The following is a 14,894-nucleotide window of genomic DNA, read 5'->3' as shown; positions in this document are numbered from 1 at the left end:
ATGGGCGGACAGTAACACGGCGCGGCGCCGGCCGCAACGCGAGTTACGTGCGACCGGATGGCGTCCCGCCTTGCCTGCGTGCCTGCTTGTTGGCGTACATCGCCTGATCGGCCTGCGCCAGCAGGTCGGCGATGCCGGCATGCCGGGCCGGATCGAAGGCGACCGCGCCGGCGCTGAAATCGAGCTGGTAGCCGCGCTGGCTCTGCGCGTTGTACGCGTCCACGCGTTGCCGCAGGCGGACCAGCATCTCGTCGCATTGATCGGGCGAGGCATCGACCAGCAGCACGACGAACTCGTCGCCGCCCAGCCGTCCGATCAGGTCGGATTCGCGAAAGGCCTGGCGCAACTGGTCGGCAAAGGCCGACAGCGCCAGATCGCCCTCGGCATGGCCGAAGCGGTCGTTGATGGCCTTGAAGCCGTCCATGTCGAAGAACAGCAGCGTGACCGGCATCCCCTGGCGCTGGCAGACCGCCAGCGCGTGCTGTGCCAGCGCCGAGAAGCCGCGCCGGTTCGACAGCATGGTCAGGTCGTCCATCGAGGCCAGCTGCGCCGACTCCAGCTCCTGCTCGGCCAGGCGCCCCAGATCGTGCAGCAGGGCCTGATCGTCGCTATCGAACTCGCGTGGCTCGGTGTCGATCAGGCACAGCGTGCCGACCTTGGCGCCGCCGCGTACCGCGAGCGGGCAGCCCGCGTAGAAGCGCACGCCCGGTGCGCCGGTGACCAACGGATTGTCGTGAAAGCGCTGGTCCTGCAGCGCGTCGGGCACGATCAGCAGATCGTCGCGCAGGATCGCGTGGCCGCAGAACGACTGCTCGCGCGGCGTCTCTCGCACGGCCAGGCCGAACGACGACTTGAACCATTGCCGCTTGGCGTCGACCAGGCTGACCAGCGCGATCGGCACGTCGAACAGCCGCCTGGCCAGCCGGGTCAGCCGATCGAAGCGTTCTTCGGCGGCGGTATCCAGGATGTTCAGCGAGTACAGCGCGTCGAGGCGCCGCGGGTCATCGGCGGGAATGGGAGCAGGAATCATCTCGTCAATGCGATCGTCGTTACCCCGATCGTCGTCGGCCCGTCTGACGCGGGTTTGTCGCCGGCCGCCGCGGCGTCGCGCGGCCGGTCGATAAGGTCGTTCAATGCGTGGACCGGCGCTACACCTCGCGCGTCATTCCCTTCAGATCGATCCACTGCTCGAACTGCTCGGCGGTGACATGCCCCGAGGCGATCGCCGCCTCGCGCAGCGACAGATTGCGCGCGACCGCGAGCTTGGCAATCTCGGCTGCCTTGTCGTAGCCGATATGCGGGTTCAGCGCGGTGACGGGCATCAGCGACCGTTCGAGCAGCTCGGCGATGCGCGCGCGGTCCGCTTCGACGCCGGCCACCATATGCTCGGCAAAGCTGGCCGCCGCGTCGGCCAGCAGTGTAACCGACTGCAGCAGGCTGTAAACGATGACCGGCTTGTAGGCGTTCAGCTCCAGCGTGCCGAGCCCGTTGGCCAGCGTGATGGTGGTGTGGTTGCCGATCACGCGGCAACAGACCATCGCCAGCGCCTCGGCCTGGGTCGGATTGACCTTGCCCGGCATGATCGACGAGCCGGGCTCGTTGGCCGGCAGCTGCAGCTCGGCGAAGCCGGCGCGCGGGCCCGAGCCGAGCAGCATGAAGTCGCGCGCGATCTTCAGGAAGGACGATGCCGTGGTGTTCAGCGCGCCCGACAGATCGGCCAGCGCGTCGTGCGCGGCCTGCAGCGCGTAGCGGTTCGCCGCCGGCTCGAACGGCAGGCCAGTGTAGTCCGCCAGCGCGCGTGCGAACGCGGCGGCAAATCCCGGCGGCGCATTGAGGCCGGTGCCGACCGCGGTACCGCCCTGCGGCACCGGCATCGCCCGCAGCACGGCCTGATGCAGCCGGGCCTGGGCGTCGGCGACCTGGGCCTGGTAGCCGGAGAACTCCTGACCCAGCGTCAGCGGCACGGCATCCTGCAGATGGGTGCGGCCGACCTTGACGATATCGGCGAAGGCCTCGACCTTGCTGCCCAGCGTCTTCTGCAGCGTCTCCAGCGCCGGCAGCAGCTGGCGCTGCACCGCGCGCGCGGCGGCGATGTGCATCGCGGTCGGGAAGCTGTCGTTGGACGACTGGCTCGCGTTGACGTGGTCGTTGGGATGAACGGGACGCTTGCTGCCGACCTCGCCGCCGAGCAGCTGGATCGCCCGGTTGGCGATCACCTCGTTCAGATTCATGTTGGTCTGCGTGCCGGAGCCGGTCTGCCAGACCGACAGCGGAAACTCCTCGGGCCACTGACCGGCGATGATCTCCTCGGCAGCCTGTTCGATCGCCTGCGCCAGCCCCGCGTCGAGCACGTTCAGCTCGCGGTTGGCCCGCGCCGCGCACAGCTTCAGGATCGCAAAGGCCTCGATCAGCGCCGGCGGCATTTTCTCGTTGCCGATGCGGAAGTTCTGGCGCGAGCGCTCGGTCTGCGCGCCCCACAGGTGCTCGGCGGGGACGGGCACCTGGCCCAGGCTGTCCTGTTCGATGCGGGTCGCGGGGGGCTGCTGGTCTGACATGACTGGCTCCTGTGAACGAACGGTTCGGATCGATTTTTCAGGCTTTCTAGGATACGCCGCCGGGGCGGCCGACGCAGCGCAGGGCGCCGGTGGCGAAGCTGGCCCTAGGAGCGGGCTTCCCGGGACCGGTTCGCCAGCTCCGGCGGGCCGATCTCGAAGCGTCCGCGGCCGCCGTCCTTGGCGCGGTACAGCAGTGCATCGGCCTCCTTGGCGAGCTGCTGCCACGTGATCGGGCCGCCCTGGTACAGCGCGATGCCGATGCTGACATTGACGTCGACAAAGGCGCCCTCGATGAAGAAGCGGCGGCCGACCGAATGCAGGATCGCGCCGGCCACGCGCACCGCGACATCGGGCCGGTCGATGTCCTCCATCACGATGGCGAATTCGTCCCCGCCCAGGCGCGCCACCGCGTCACGCTCGCGCACGCAGCGCTGCACGCGCTTGGCAAAGCTCTGCAGCAGCTGGTCGCCGGCCGCGTGGCCGTAGACGTCGTTGACCGCCTTGAAGCGGTCCATGTCGAGGTACAGCAGGGCCATCAAGCGATCCTGCGAGCGGCTGCGCGCCATCGCCTCGGCCAGCCGCGTCTCGAAGGCGCTGCGGTTCAGCAGCTGCGTCAGGTGATCGAGGCGCGAGATCTGCGCCAGCCGCAGCGTTTCGAGCTTGCGCGCGGTGATGTCCTGCACATGGACATGGACGCCCTCGACGCGGCTGCCGTCGGCGCTCCATTCGGGACGGAAATTGGTCTCGGTGCAGTGATAGTCCGGATCGTGGAACTCGGTCTCGAAGGTGACCGCGGTCCCGGCCAGCGCCTGCTGCAGGTAGGGCTGGATGCGGGCGTAGCGCGCCTCGCCCAGCAGTTCGCGCAGCGTCATGCCGCGCAGCTGATCCAGCGGAATGCCGAAGGTGCGCTCGTAGGCGAGGTTGTTGAAGACGTAGCGCTCGTCGGTGTCGATGAAGGCGAGCAGCGAGGGCAGGGTGTCGGTGACCGCGCGCAGGCGCGCCTCGCTGCGGTGCAACTGCTCGCGCCGCTCGCGCACGTCGCGCATCAGCCGGGCGAAGGCGCGCGCCAGCACGCCGATCTCGTCGTGGCGATGGGTCGACAGCCGCTCATAGGCCGACAGGTCGCGCGCGCTGTCGCGCACCACGCGCCGCAACTGCGCCAGCGGCGCGAACATCCAGTGGACCGCGAACCAGTTCAGCATCGCCACCATCGCGACCGCGACCGCGGACCACAGCAGGAAGCGCTGCTGCATCGCGTGCAGGGGCTGGAAGGCCTCCTTGGACGGCAGCACCGCGACCAGTTCCCAGCCGGTGGTCGCCATCAAATAGCGTGCGATCACCGGCTCGCGCGGGGTCAGGAATTCGAAGGTGGCCGGATGCGCCTGCACGCCGCAGGTCTCGCCCTGTGCGCGCGCCGGCCGCCCGACCTGCTGCTGCAGCCGGTGCTGGACGTAGACCGGCTGTGGCCCGGCAGAGACCAGGCAATAGAAACCGGTGCTGCCGATCGGGCTGTGCGGCACCTCCACCAGGAAGTTCGAGCGCGCCATGTCGATCCAGCCGCCCACCAGTCCCAGGAAGGTCTTGTCGTCCGAGACGATCGGCACGGCCAGCAGCACGCCGACCGAACCGTCGGCCCGCGCCCGGATCGGCGGGCTGATCACCGGCGCCAGCGTGCGCGCGGCCTCGCGGAAATAGGTGCGATCCGCGACCGACACCACGGTGCCGTCGCGGGCCAGCAACATGCCTTTGGCGTCGACCAGCACGGCGCTGTTGAAGGTGCCGGGAATCGGCAGCGCACGGCTGAGCATGGCCTGCAGCTCGGCCGGCGGCGCATCCATCTTCGTCTTGAATTGCGGAGCCAGGTGTTCGAGCAGGACCAGGCGGTCGCTGACCGCCGAGTCGAGCTGCTCCGCCGTCAGCTTGACCACCGAATCCTGCTGGGCCTGCAGTGCATCACGCAGGTCGGCATGGGCCGATTGCAGCGAGCCGACCACGATGGCGGCACCGAGCACGGTCGACAGACCGGCGGTGACCAGCGCGATGCGGGTCGTCAAGGACAGCGCGAACCGCGGGCGACGCGTCGGTGCCGCGGCAGGCTGCGCGCGGCGATCGTCGTTCGGTGTGTCGTGCGGTCCTTTCTGCGGTGCTTGGGGCGAGGCGTCGAGCAAGGGGGGACGGTGCATGCGTGCCCGCAAGGGCGTTCCCCGGGGTCGGCGGGTTCCGTAGGCGTCACCGTATCACATCGAGCGGCATGGTGCGAGTAGCGCGCCCGGGGTTGGCGGCTGTCGCAAAGTGCACTGCGCGCGGTATAGTCCAAGCCGTGATCCGAGCCTGGACGCCAGCGGCATCGGTGCCGGTCACGACCCTGGCGCCACGCTGCGGCGCTCCAATCCAGGCCGCCCCGGCCCGCTTTGCTATTGCGATGAAACTGCCTTCGCTTCCTCCCGCCGTCCTGGCTCTGCTGGTCGTGGCCGCCGGCGCCTGCGTCACCGCGGTGGCCGCCGTGCAGACTGCCGCGTGGAGCGAGCGGGCCGCCACGCAGCGGCTCGATGCGATGCTCGCGGCAAGCGTGATGGCGGTGCGTCAGCGGCTCGATACCGGCGAGCGTCTGCTGCGCGGGGCCAGCGGCCTGCTGGCGGCCCATCCCGAGACCACGCGCGACCAATGGCGGGCCTATATGCTCGGCACGCAGGTCGACGATCTGCCGCCAGGCATCCATTCGGTCGGCTTTGCCAGATTGACCGAGGCGTCCGGACTGGACGCGCTGATCGATTCGGTCCGCGCCGACGGCCTTCCCGCCTTCGATGTGTTTCCGCGTGGCGAGCGCCAGGTCTACGCGCCCGGCATCTTTGTCGAGCCCTTCGCGGGCCGCACCCTCGGCGCGCTCGGCTTCGATCATCTGTCCGAGCCGGCACGCCGCGCGGCCGCCGAAGCGGCGCGCGACGCGATGCAGGTCCGCATGACAGCGCGCGTGACGCTGCTGCGTGAGGCGCATCGCAGCGTCGCGCCGCAGGGCACGGTGCTGTACCTGCCGGTCTACCGCAACGGCATGCCGCTCAACGCGGTCGACGAGCGCCGGCAGGCCCTGCTCGGCTATGTCTATGCCGCCTTCCGGCTCGGCGATCTGCTGGCCGACGCCGCCGCCATTCATGGCGGCAAGCTGTCGCTGTCGCTGTATCAGGGGCGCCCCGCCGGCGCAGCCAACACGTTGCTGCTGGCCCGCGCGGGTGGCGAGGCGGCGCCGCGCACGCATACCCATCCGCTGCGCCAGCTCGACCGCGAGATGTCGTTCGGCGGCCAGATCTGGACCGTGCGGGCCACCACGCTGCCCGCCTTCGAGGACGGTGGCCCGGGACAGCCGGTGCCGCTGGTGATCGCCGGCGGGGCGCTCGGCACCGGGCTGCTCGGCTGGCTGGTGTGGCACCTCGCGGCGCGGCGCCGCACTGCCGAACGCGCCAGGCAGTCGGCCGACGTGGTGGCGCAGCGGCATGCCCGCCTGCTCGATCACGCGCCGATCTGCGTGATCGCGTTCGACCGGCACGGCACGATCACCTCGATCAACCGGCCCGGCGAGCAGATGCTGTGGTACCAGGCGCACGAGCTGGTCGGACGCATCCCGTACAGCGCGCTGCACGAGCCCGGCGAACTGGCCGCCCGTGCCCGCGCGTTGTCCGCCGAGCTTGGCCAGCCGGTGGCGCCCGGCTTCGACGCGCTGATCGCCAAGCCGCGTCTCGGTCTGGTCGACGAACACACCTGGCACTACGTCCGCAAGGGCGGCTCGACGCTGCCGGTGCAATTGACGCTGTTGCCGCTGCCGGGGGCAGGGCCGGAGGGCGGCCTCGGCAAGCACCCGGGCCAAGCCGAGCAGGATGGTACCGGCGGCTATCTGGCGATCGCGCACGATCTGACCGAGCGGCGGCGCGCCGATGCCTATATCGATCACCTCGCGCACCACGACACGCTGACCGGCCTGCCCAACCGCGACTACCTGAGCGGCCGCGCCGATGCGTTGCTGCAGGCGATCGGCGCCCGGGACGGACGGGTCGCGCTGCTGCTGATCGATCTGGACCAGTTCAAGCGCATCAACGATTCGCTGGGACACCATGTCGGCGACGACGTGCTGCGCACGATGGCCGACCGGCTGCGCGCCGCCGTGCGCCGTGCCGACCTGGCGGCGCGGATGGATGGCGATGAGTTCGCCGTGGTGTTGACCGATATTGCCGACGAAAGCGAGGCGGAACTGGCGGCGGCCAAGATCGTGGCGCGGCTTTCCGAGGAGTTGCGCTTGGGCGGGGTGCGGCTGCGCGTCACGCCGTCGATCGGCATGGCGCTGTTCCCGGCTGACGGCAATACCGTCGCCGATCTGCTGCAAGGCGCCGATGCGGCGCTGCATGCGGCCAAGCAGGGCGGCCGGGCACAAGTGCGCCGCTTCTCGCGTGATATGAAGGAGGCGTCGCTGGCCCGCTTCACCATCGAAGGCATGCTCAGGCGCGCACTGGTGGAGCAGGAATTCACGTTGCGCTATCAGCCGCTGGTCGACACCGCCAGCCAGCGCATCGTCGGCGTCGAGACGCTGATCTCGTGGCATACCCCCGAGCGGGGCGCGATGCAGCCGGCCCAGTTCATCCCGATCGCCGAACAGTGCGGCCTGATCGTGCCGATCAGCGAATGGGTGTTGGCGACCGCGTGCCGCGAGATTCAGACGCTGCGGATGCGCACCGGCATCGATCTGGAGGTTGCGGTCAATATTTCGCCGCCGCATCTGCAGCAGGCGGACTTCCCCGCGCTGGTCGACCGCTGCCTGCGCGAAAGCGGCCTGCCGGCACGCAATCTGGCGATCGAAGTCACCGAGGGCATCCTGATCGAAGGCACGCCGCAAACCATCGAGGCGTTCCGCGGCATTCGGGCGCTGGGCGTGGGCCTGTCGATCGACGACTTCGGCACCGGGTATTCCGGGTTGAGCTATCTGACACGGCTGCCGATCAACAAGCTGAAGATCGACCGCTCCTTCGTCGCCAATCTGGCCGACGCCAACGGCAATGGCGAGGACCGGGCCGTGGTGGCGGCGATCATCGCGCTGGGTCATCAGCTGCGTCTGCAGGTGGTGGCCGAAGGCGTGGAAACGGCCGACCAGTTCCGCTTCCTGCGGGAGCAGGGCTGCGATGCGGTGCAAGGCTTCCTGTTTGGCGCCGGCGTGCCGCTGGCGGAGCTGATTGCGCGCTGCGAGCAAGGCGTGACCGTGCAAACGGTCTAGCGCCGCAGCGTCGATCCGGTCCGCAGAAACGGGTACGTTTCTTCGTCGGCGCCGTTCGTCGCGATGGCCGCGTGTCGCGACGGTACAAAAAAAGAAGCCGCCAGTTGCCTGGCGGCTCGTCGGGAATGCGTCGGAGGGGTCAATTAACTCTGGCGCAGACCAGAGTTTAATTTCACTTAAGGCGTTTTGTCACTGCTTGTAATATTTACCCTTTCCGTTGTGGGGTCAAGCTGATGCCATCGTGCAACAGTTGCGCTCTTACATCGCCCTACAGCGGTGACCTTGGCTTCCCGACCCGCCCGCAGACGATGCGCATGTCCGAAAACGGCTTGCCATTGGCGGCCCGCCGGCGTCAAATCCGCGCATCCGCGCCCGCCATCCGGTCACCACTACGCGCATTCCCCTCATGACTGCCGCCGATTTCATCCGCCTGCTCTCGCTGTCCGCCATCTGGGGCGCCAGCTTCCTGTTCATCCGTGTCGGCGCGCCGGTGCTCGGCCCGCTGACCGCAGCCTTCGTCCGCGTCGTGATTGGTGCGCTGGCGTTGGCCGCCATCCTGGCCGTGCTGCGTGTCCGCTGGGATATGCGCGGCAAATGGCACCGCGTGATGGTGCTCGGCGCCATCAATTCCGGCATCCCCTTCGTGATGTACTCGGTCGCCGCCCTGTGGTTGCCGGCCGGCTATTCGGCGGTGTTCAACGCGATGACGCCGCTGATGGGGGTGCTGATCGGCGCGTTGTTCTTCGCCGAACGCATGACGCTGGCCAAGGCCGCCGGCGTACTGATCGGCGTGGCCGGCGTGGCGGTATTGACGCGCACCGGACCGGTCGCGTTCAGCGTTGAAGTGCTCTTGGGTGCGCTTGCCTGTCTCGCCGCCACCGCCTGCTATGGCTTGGCGGGCTTTCTGACGCGCCGCTGGATCAGTCAGCAGGGCGGGCTCGATGCGCGGCTGGTGGCGGCGGGCAGCATGGTGGGCGCGACGATCTTCCTGCTGCCGTTTTGCGTCGCGGCGCTGGCTCGCGAGAACACGCTGCCGGCGGCAAGCGCCGGCGTGTGGGCGGCGATGGCCGCCCTGGGCATCGTCTGCACCGCGCTGGCCTACATTCTGTATTTCCGGCTGATCGCCGACATCGGTCCGGTGCGCGCGCTCAGCGTGACCTTTCTGATTCCGCCCTTCGGCATCGTGTGGGGCGCGGTGTTTCTTGGCGAGTCGCTGTCCTGGGCACACGCGCTGGGCGGGGCGCTGATCGGCGTGGCATTGTGGCTGGTGCTGCGGCCGGCGGCTGTGCCGGCGGTACCGGCGGCAGGGCGGCCGTGATCTCCCGGCTGTGAGCGGCATCGAGTATTGAGCAGGGAGCCGCCGGTCCGGCTAAACGGGAGCGGTTTGAGCGCCGCCACCCTGGCTGACAAGACTGGCGGCCACGTTGTACCGCTCGCGCACCAGCATGATGACCCGCCGCGCATGCGGCAAGTCGCGGACGGCATCGTCTTCGCAACGGCCCGGAAAGTCGACCTCCGCGCTCCAGTTGCAGCCGGTATGGTCCGGGCGGTGCACGCACACCGCACGCAGCTGGCAATCATGGCAGCCCGGCTGCGCGCGCAACTGCCGCGCCAGGATGCGTTTCAGTTCGGTCAATGGCTTGAACAGGCGTTCCATCGCGAAGCTCCATCGGGTGGGCCGGCATGGCGAAGCGGCGGACAGCCAGTGGAGGGCGCTCGATGCGCCGGCGCGGCCAGCGCGCCGGGCGACGGATGTTCCGGCTGCCGCGCCCTGGCCGGGCGCCCGGAAAGACACGCCGTGCAGCAGCACGGCGCCAGGAATAAAAAGGTGGCTTTGCTTGCCGGCGGAGTGTGGCGATCAAGAAAGCGGGGTCTGGTTGCTTCCCTGATCCTCCGGCGACTGGCTACTGCCAAACGCTCCGCGGTACGGAGCGGTCCCCACAAAAGACGGTGTCGGGACGCCGCCGAGGCGACGTCGCGGAATTCGTGCGGCAGTACCAAAGCGGTCCTGCCGGCTGGTCTGCGGTCCGTCCTCGGAAACTCGAGTGTCGGCGTCGTCAGACAGTGAGGCGATAGTAAATGAGAATTGATCTCATTACAAGCCTTCATTGCGCGATGAAACGTTTTGTTACGACGTCCTATCCATCGAACTAGTTCGAGACTCCGGATCTTGTTTTCATGAAATTCATGAACTACGATGCCGGTATGGACCACCACCGCCTCCCAAAGGGCCATCGTCTTATGAAGATCTATCGCACCCGGTATAAGAGCGGCGAGGGAGAATTGCCGGACAACCGCCCGGATCCATATGCGGACCACAGTTTCGTCTATGCCGGCCGCTCATTCCGTTACGGCGATGCCCTTCACCTCAATCAAAGCTTGCCGACGTACGCCAAGGCGGCCCTCCTTCCTGCGCGTGTGGACACCAACAGCAATCCACGGGCGCAATGGGCTGCGGGTGGCGCTCACCCGCGCCATGAGCCCTTTTCACACAAGGTACGGGCGAAAGCATTAGCCGAAGCAAGAGACAGCCGTCTCGAGAAGCGTTTTTCCTCAACACTACGGGTGCTGGATCGGGCAGCCGCCTCGGATCGCTACGTGGCGCTTGCAATTGCTGTCCTGGAACGCGTCCGGTCACTTGCTGAACGGCGCGGTCTCCAGTCAGGCCCCGAAGCTTTGAAGCATGGTGCAGCGGATATTGATAAGTGGCTCCGTGCTGCGGCTGAGGCGCTGGGCGAGCTCGGCGTTCCGGTTTCCGATCCGTTGCAAGCGGCCCGGGACCGTGGTCGGCATCAGGCGCTCGCTGAATTGCAAAGCCCAGACAACCTGACGCTGCGCGACGCCTCGATCTACTCTGGCCGTTCGGACGGGGCCATCAACGAAGCCCGATTGAAAGGCCGCCTCTACGCGCTTGTGCCGCCCGGCAAACAACGGGGCTTGCGTTACCCGCAGTGGCAGTTTGACGCAGAGCCCGAGCGCTTGGCTGCTGTCCTCTCTCCGTTCGTCAAGGCCAATGCCAGTTGCTGGGTGGTGCATAACTTCATGCAAAACCCGTTGGACAGCCTCGGCGGGGCGAGTCCTATGGAATGGATACTGGACGCGTCCAAGCCGATTGCCTCCGTGGTCCAGGTGGCGTTGGCCCGATATAGCGCCGACCAAGGAGCGGCTTGATGTCGGCTGTTACCGCGGAAGAGTTGGACTGCCCGTTGCCACCGGCCGATTTGGCGGACCGTTCAATGCCAGAGATCCAGTTGGACCTCAGTCGAAAGCCGCTATGGCGGATTCATCGCTCGATCTTTGGGCCGATCCACTACACGAGAAAGTCGTTGGGCGGCATTCCCTATCGCTTTGACGCGGCAAGAGACGAGTTCGGCGTGCTGTACGCCTCTCCAAGCTTCCCTGCGTGTATGGCGGAGGCCGTGATAAGGGACCGCTTTCAGGGCAAGACACTTCCGCTGTTACTCGACGAAGCAGAGCTATCTGCACGAAGCGTTACGGCGTTAGGGATCGACCGGAGCCAGCCGCTGCGCCTCGCCGACTTGACCCAGCCACACTTGCACTTGGGCATGGACAACCGCGTGCTCACAACAACGGACTATCGGGGGCCAAATCTATGGAGTTCTGCCATTTACAAGGCATATCCGCACATTGAAGGGATTTATTTCACGTCGCGGTTCGCGAATGAACCTAGCGTTGCGGTGTTCGATAGAGTCCGACTGATTCAACGGGGAAACCCGATTCCCTTGTTGCGCTTCCACATGCTGCCGGAGTTTCTGGATCGAAACAAAATCGGCCTTGCACCGTCATCGAACTGCTGGATGGACTGATAAGGGCCCGCTGTGCCGAGATAATCGACGTCGCTGATGCTGGCCCGGTGACGGGCCAGCATTCGAGCCTCAGCGTTTCAGCACCTCAGCCCATCAGTCCTTCAGTACTTCCACAAAATCTTCTGCAGCTCGCGCGTGTCGTTCGTTCTGGTCAGCGCCAGCGCCGTCAGGATCCGCGCCTTCTGCGGCAGCTGGTCGTCGACCACCACCCAGTCGTACTTGTCGTCCGGCTGCTCGCCGTTGCGGATGACCACGCCGCTGCCGGTGCGCGAGGCGCGGACGATGTGCACGCCCTTGGCGCGCGCGGCCTTCAGCGGTTCGACCATGTATTCACCGACGCTGCCATTGCCGGTGCCGGCATAGACGATGGCCTTGGCGCCGTTCTTGACCGCGGCGTCGACGCTGCCCGGATTGGCGTTGCCGTACGCATAGACGATCGCCACTTCGGGCAGGCGGTCGATGCGATCGATATCCCATTCGGTGGCCGTGGTGTGCGGACGGGCCGGCAGGCGGTAAAACAGCGTGCGGCCCTCGACCACGTAGCCCAGCGGGCCGAACGGCGAGCGGAAGGTCTCGGTCTTGAAGGTGTTGCTCTTGGTGACGTCGCGGCCCGTGTGGATCTCGTCGTTCAGCACCACCAGCGTGCCCTTGCCCCTGGACTCTGGGCTCGAGGCGACCAGTACCGCGTCGTACAGGTTCAGCGCGCCATCGGCGCCGAGCGCCGTACCCGGACGCATGGAACCGACCACTACCACCGGCTTGTCGCTCTTGAGCGTCAGGTTCAGGAAGTACGCGGTTTCTTCAATGGTGTCGGTGCCGTGCGTGATCACGACGCCGTCCACGTCGGGCCGCTTCAGCAGTTCCGACACGCGCTTGCCGAGCGTGAGCAGGCGTTCGTTGTTGAAGCTCTCCGAACCGATCTGGAAGACCTGCTCGCCCTTGACGTTGGCGACCTTCGAGATTTCCGGGACCGACGCGATGATCTTGTCGACAGGCACCACCGCGGACTGATAGGCGGCGGTATTGATGGCCGAGGCGCCCGCACCGGCAATGGTGCCGCCGGTGCCGACGATCACGATATTGGCCTTGCGGGCCTGGCTCGGCGCGGTGGCCGTCGGCGCGGTGGTCGCCGCCGGCGCGGCGGGTGCGACAACCGTCTGGGCGTGGGCAGCGCCGACAAGCAGGCCGGCGCCAAGCAGCAGCGCGGCGATCGGGCGGATACGTTGAAGGGTGGTGGTACGGGCCATGATGCTCCTCTGAATGGATGGCTTCGCGTCGCCTTGTGAGCGCGCGGCCGTGTGCAACTGTCCTTGTTGGTGTTGGATCTCTGCGCCCGTCGGTCCGGCTGTTCACCGGTTCACGTCGGGCGCAGAGCGTGGACTATACACACGGGACCGAAAGCCTTCCAGAGTCGACTGGACCGTTCCCGGACCGATGCCGGCTGTCGACTTTGTCGCGAGCGAACGTGGAGCGACGGGCCGCGATAGCGGCCCGTCGATGTCTTGCAGTGACTATCCGGCGGTTCAAGCCGCCAACCGGAACGTCCCCACCGCCCGATGCAGCGCCTCGGCCTGGTCTTCCAGCGAAGCGGCCGCCGCGGCAGCCTGCTCGACCAGCGCGGCGTTCTGCTGCGCCATCTGGTCCATCTGCGTGACGGCCTGATTCACTTGTTCGATGCCGCCGGTCTGTTCCTCGGTCGCGGCGCGCATCTCGCCGATCAGGTCGGTGACGCGCTTGACCGCCTCGACGATTTCGCCCATCGCCTTGCCGGCGTTCTCGACCAGCGCCGAGCCGTCTTCGACGCGCTGCGCCGAATTGCCGATCAGGGCCTTGATTTCCTTGGCGGCGGTAGCGCTGCGCTGGGCGAGGCTGCGCACCTCGCCCGCCACCACCGCGAAGCCGCGGCCCTGGTCGCCGGCGCGGGCGGCTTCGACGGCGGCGTTCAGCGCGAGGATGTTGGTCTGAAAGGCGATGCCTTCGATCACGCCGATGATGTCGACCACCTTGCCGGACGCATCCTTGATCTCGCCCATGGTGGACACGACCTGATGGACGATCTCGCCGCCGCGCACCGCGATCTCGGAGGCGCCCTCGGCCAACCGGCTGGCCTGGCGGGCGTTGTCGGCGGTCTGGCGCACGGTGCTGGTCAGCTGCTCCATGCTCGCGGCGGTCTCCTCCAGCGAGGCGGCCTGTTCTTCGCTGCGGCGCGACAGATCGGCGTTGCCGGCGGCGATCTGCTTGGCGGCGCCGGCGATCGAATCGGCCGAGCCGCGGATGGTGCCGATCGCGCCGGTCAGGCGCTGCTGCATCTGGGCCATCGCAAACAGCACGCTGCGCTTGTCGCCCGGTGCGACCTGGACGTCGCTGGCCAGATCGCCCTCCGCAATCCGGCTGGCGATATGCGAGGTGAGCGCCGGCTCACCGCCAAGCTGTTTATGCAGGCCATTCGCGATCCGGACGACCACCAGACTCATCAGCGTGCCGATCACCAGCAGCAGCCCCAGCGATTGCCACAGCGAGGCGCGGAAGGCCGCGTCGATGTCGTCCAGATAGACGCCGGAGATGAAGTTCCAGTCCCACGGCTTGAAGTTGGCGACATAGCTGAGCTTGGGCTGCGGCGCCTCGGCACCGGGCTTGGGCCACAGGTAATGGACGAAGCCGGTGCCCGGCCCCTTGCCGATCTCGGCGATGTCGCGGAACAGGTAGGTACCGGCCGGGTCCTTGAAGTCGGCCATGCTCTTGCCGTTCATCTCCGACTTGATCGGATGCATCACGACCACGGTGTCCGAGCGCATCAGCGTGAAATAGCCGTCGCTGCCAAAGCGCATCGCCCGCACCTTGTCGACGGCGAATTCCTTGGCCTGCTCCACCGTCAGCTTGCCGGCCTTCGCTTCGGCCTCGTAGGCCTTGACCACCGACAGCGCGGTCTCGGTGACATGGACCAGATCGGTGCGCCGCTCGTCCAGCCGCATGTTGCGCATCTGCCAGGCATCCCACAGCAGCAGCGCCAACAGGCACACCCAGCTGAGCACCAATGGCAGCAGCAATTTCTTTCTCAAGCTAAGACGTTCCAGCATCGTGTTTCCCCGTGGTCCACCGTAAAAATTGTGTTTGTCCGCGGCATAACGGCGGACCGGCGGACAAACTTGATCGGGATCGGCCTAGGGCTTTCCATGAGTGCAAATGCGGGCACAATCGTGCCAGTACGGGTAAAGTTACATGCACTTACTTACAAGTTGGGCGAACGTGAAATGCGCT

10 protein-coding genes are annotated in these 14,894 nt (G+C 67.1%); 4 read left to right on the top strand and 6 right to left on the bottom strand.

Going from position 1 to position 14,894, the window contains the following annotated elements:
- Window positions 1-43: 43 nt before the first annotated feature.
- The 3 genes from J5T34_RS23595 to J5T34_RS23585 all read right to left on the bottom strand — a co-directional run bounded on the left by J5T34_RS23595 (window position 44) and on the right by J5T34_RS23585 (window position 4,723).
- Complete coding sequence (locus J5T34_RS23595; protein WP_208583319.1) at window positions 44-1,030, bottom strand: GGDEF domain-containing protein; 987 nt, start codon at window positions 1,028-1,030, stop codon at window positions 44-46.
- 118 nt (window positions 1,031-1,148) lie between these two features.
- On the bottom strand, window positions 1,149-2,555 hold the full coding sequence (gene fumC / locus J5T34_RS23590; RefSeq protein ID WP_208583318.1) for a class II fumarate hydratase: 1,407 nt from the start codon (window positions 2,553-2,555) through the stop codon (window positions 1,149-1,151).
- 104 nt (window positions 2,556-2,659) lie between these two features.
- Window positions 2,660-4,723 carry a sensor domain-containing diguanylate cyclase gene (locus J5T34_RS23585; protein ID WP_244259220.1) on the bottom strand — a complete coding sequence of 688 codons (2,064 nt, stop codon included), beginning with the start codon at window positions 4,721-4,723 and terminating at the stop codon, window positions 2,660-2,662.
- 254 nt (window positions 4,724-4,977) lie between these two features.
- Here J5T34_RS23585 and J5T34_RS23580 point away from each other — a divergent pair, with 254 nt between their 5' ends.
- Together J5T34_RS23580 and J5T34_RS23575 are read left to right on the top strand one after the other, a co-directional pair.
- Window positions 4,978-7,809, top strand: a complete 2,832-nt coding sequence (locus J5T34_RS23580) for a bifunctional diguanylate cyclase/phosphodiesterase (protein WP_208583317.1) — start codon at window positions 4,978-4,980, stop codon at window positions 7,807-7,809.
- 406 nt (window positions 7,810-8,215) lie between these two features.
- Window positions 8,216-9,127: a DMT family transporter gene (locus J5T34_RS23575; protein ID WP_208583316.1), complete on the top strand. Its 912-nt coding sequence runs from the start codon at window positions 8,216-8,218 to the stop codon at window positions 9,125-9,127.
- Window positions 9,128-9,178: 51 nt separating this feature from the next.
- Here the strand turns inward: J5T34_RS23575 and J5T34_RS23570 are convergent, their stop codons facing one another.
- On the bottom strand, window positions 9,179-9,466 hold the full coding sequence (locus tag J5T34_RS23570) for a hypothetical protein (protein WP_208583315.1): 288 nt from the start codon (window positions 9,464-9,466) through the stop codon (window positions 9,179-9,181).
- Between the two features lie 521 nt (window positions 9,467-9,987).
- Between J5T34_RS23570 and J5T34_RS23565 the strand changes: the two genes are divergently transcribed.
- Window positions 9,988-10,980 carry a hypothetical protein gene (locus tag J5T34_RS23565; RefSeq protein WP_208583314.1) on the top strand — a complete coding sequence of 331 codons (993 nt, stop codon included), beginning with the start codon at window positions 9,988-9,990 and terminating at the stop codon, window positions 10,978-10,980.
- A complete protein-coding gene (locus tag J5T34_RS23560; RefSeq protein WP_208583313.1) occupies window positions 10,980-11,636 on the top strand; it encodes an RES family NAD+ phosphorylase in 657 nt (218 codons plus the stop codon). Before J5T34_RS23565 ends, J5T34_RS23560 begins: the two co-directional genes overlap by 1 nt.
- A 101-nt stretch (window positions 11,637-11,737) precedes the next feature.
- Here the strand turns inward: J5T34_RS23560 and J5T34_RS23555 are convergent, their stop codons facing one another.
- Both J5T34_RS23555 and J5T34_RS23550 read right to left on the bottom strand, forming a co-directional pair.
- Complete coding sequence (locus J5T34_RS23555) at window positions 11,738-12,883, bottom strand: asparaginase (RefSeq protein ID WP_208583312.1); 1,146 nt, start codon at window positions 12,881-12,883, stop codon at window positions 11,738-11,740.
- Between the two features lie 276 nt (window positions 12,884-13,159).
- On the bottom strand, window positions 13,160-14,713 hold the full coding sequence (locus tag J5T34_RS23550) for a methyl-accepting chemotaxis protein (protein WP_208583311.1): 1,554 nt from the start codon (window positions 14,711-14,713) through the stop codon (window positions 13,160-13,162).
- Window positions 14,714-14,894 lie beyond the last annotated feature (181 nt).

Origin of the sequence: Cupriavidus gilardii (genome assembly GCF_017598945.1) — a bacterium.
Lineage (GTDB): Bacteria > Pseudomonadota > Gammaproteobacteria > Burkholderiales > Burkholderiaceae > Cupriavidus > Cupriavidus gilardii_E.
The sequence above is the reverse complement of the archived record's forward strand: the minus strand, read 5'-3'. Positions and strand labels throughout refer to the sequence as shown.

Bases quoted from the DNA above. Each gene is read 5' to 3' on its own strand.
- J5T34_RS23595 (WP_208583319.1), bottom strand. From the start codon at position 1,030: ATGATTCCTGCTCCCATTCCCGCCGATGACCCGCGGCGCCTCGACGCG.
- fumC (WP_208583318.1), bottom strand. From the start codon at position 2,555: ATGTCAGACCAGCAGCCCCCCGCGACCCGCATCGAACAGGACAGCCTG.
- J5T34_RS23580 (WP_208583317.1), top strand. From the start codon at position 4,978: ATGAAACTGCCTTCGCTTCCTCCCGCCGTCCTGGCTCTGCTGGTCGTG.
- J5T34_RS23575 (WP_208583316.1), top strand. From the start codon at position 8,216: ATGACTGCCGCCGATTTCATCCGCCTGCTCTCGCTGTCCGCCATCTGG.
- J5T34_RS23570 (WP_208583315.1), bottom strand. From the start codon at position 9,466: ATGGAACGCCTGTTCAAGCCATTGACCGAACTGAAACGCATCCTGGCG.
- J5T34_RS23565 (WP_208583314.1), top strand. From the start codon at position 9,988: ATGAAATTCATGAACTACGATGCCGGTATGGACCACCACCGCCTCCCA.
- J5T34_RS23560 (WP_208583313.1), top strand. From the start codon at position 10,980: ATGTCGGCTGTTACCGCGGAAGAGTTGGACTGCCCGTTGCCACCGGCC.
- J5T34_RS23555 (WP_208583312.1), bottom strand. From the start codon at position 12,883: ATGGCCCGTACCACCACCCTTCAACGTATCCGCCCGATCGCCGCGCTG.
- J5T34_RS23550 (WP_208583311.1), bottom strand. From the start codon at position 14,713: ATGCTGGAACGTCTTAGCTTGAGAAAGAAATTGCTGCTGCCATTGGTG.